The 1,638-nt window shown below is 36.1% G+C and carries 1 protein-coding gene; it reads left to right on the forward strand.

The features are described 5' to 3' along the window. Positions 1-177: 177 nt before the first annotated feature. Positions 178-1,431: an ATP-binding protein gene (locus tag JSQ97_RS12800; protein WP_205076406.1), complete on the forward strand. Its 1,254-nt coding sequence runs from the start codon at positions 178-180 to the stop codon at positions 1,429-1,431. Positions 1,432-1,638: the final 207 nt, after the last annotated feature.

Below are 1,638 nucleotides of genomic sequence, written 5' to 3' on the forward strand. Positions count from 1 at the left end.
CATCCGACACTCCATTTTATGTGCTGAAATAATAATAACCCGTATTCCATAATATTTTTGAAACGAAGTACGACATTCTTCTTTCTAGGTATTGCGTTTTTGGGGATTTCAGTATACCTTATTTACCAAAACATTGTATTTACAAATATTATGTAAATAGGTTATACGAGGTATAAAATGACTATAAAGCGGCAGAAATATCTGGATAAACTCATATCAAGGAAAGGAAACGGTCTTATAAAAGTTGTTACAGGTTCACGACGCTGCGGAAAATCATTCCTTCTTTTTACTCTATTTAAGAAGCATCTGTTATCAAAAAAAATTCCCGCCGATCACATTATTGAGGCTGCCCTTGACGACGAGGAGCATGAGGAACTTTTGGACAGGCATGCGCTCGGTGAATATGTACGCGGTAAAATCAAAGACGATAACATGTATTATGTTCTTCTTGATGAGATTCAGGAAGTTGACGGCTTTGAGCGCGTTCTAAACGGATTTCTAAAAATGCCGAATGTCGATGTTTATGTAACCGGCAGCAATTCGACACTTCTTTCATCGGAAATTTCCAGTATTTTTAAAGACCGCGGTGATGAGATCAGAATGCACCCTCTTTCTTTCAGCGAATTCATGTCGGTATATGAAGGCTCTAAATCGGAAGGCTGGGATGAATATTTTATGTATGGCGGACTTCCACTGGTCCTTTCATATAAAAACGTCGAGGACAAAGAAGATTATCTTATCCGTCTTTTTGAAAAAACATATCTTTCCGACATAATCGAGCGACGGAAAATTCGCAGTAAAGATGAACTTGACGAGCTTGTAAATATTCTTGCTTCGAGCATCGGCTCTCTTACGAATCCGACAAAACTTGAAAACACATTCAAAAGTGAAAAGAAAATAGAATTCAGCCGTCAGACGATCAACACTTATATCGGTTATCTGAAAGACGCATATATTCTTTCGGATGCACGACGATACGATATAAAAGGCAAAAAATACATCAACACTCCTGTAAAATACTATTTTGAGGATACAGGGCTTAGAAACGCAAGGCTTAATTTTCGTCAGACAGAAGAAACTCACATAATGGAAAATATCATTTACAACGAGCTGAAAATTCGCGGGTGTAAAGTTGATGTCGGCCTTGTTGAAAAATACGGAAAAGATAAGAACTTAAAGACGACAAAAAGCATTTATGAAGTTGATTTTATAGCAAATCGCGGAAGTAAAAAATACTATATACAGTCCGCCCTTTCGCTTTCTTCATCAGAAAAAGAAAATCAGGAAAAACGCTCTCTGTTGGAAATAAAAGATTCATTCAAAAAAATCATAATCATAAAAGATGATATAAAACCCCGCCGCGATGAAAACGGAATCGTTACGATCGGGCTGTGGAATTTTTTACTTGATGAGAATTCGTTGGAGTTGTAAATTGGATTTGGGAAACGGCATAGTATACAAGACACGCAAATAATGTATTCTACGGTTTCTATATGGTATAGTTCTAAAAAGAACGAAGCAAGAATTTTTAATCAATAAAAGCTGTCGATTTCTTTCAAAAGTTCATCGACAGTATTACTATGAGTTTTACATTCTTCCAGCCAATTGAAATCTTCATCTGTTTTAAAAATCTTATAA

The organism is Treponema sp. Marseille-Q4523 (assembly GCF_016901105.1).
Classification (GTDB): Bacteria; Spirochaetota; Spirochaetia; order Treponematales; family Treponemataceae; genus Treponema_D.

What these genes read in the sequence shown, in the direction of transcription:
- JSQ97_RS12800 (WP_205076406.1), top strand. Translation starts at nt 178, where the DNA reads ATGACTATAAAGCGGCAGAAATATCTGGATAAACTCATATCAAGGAAA.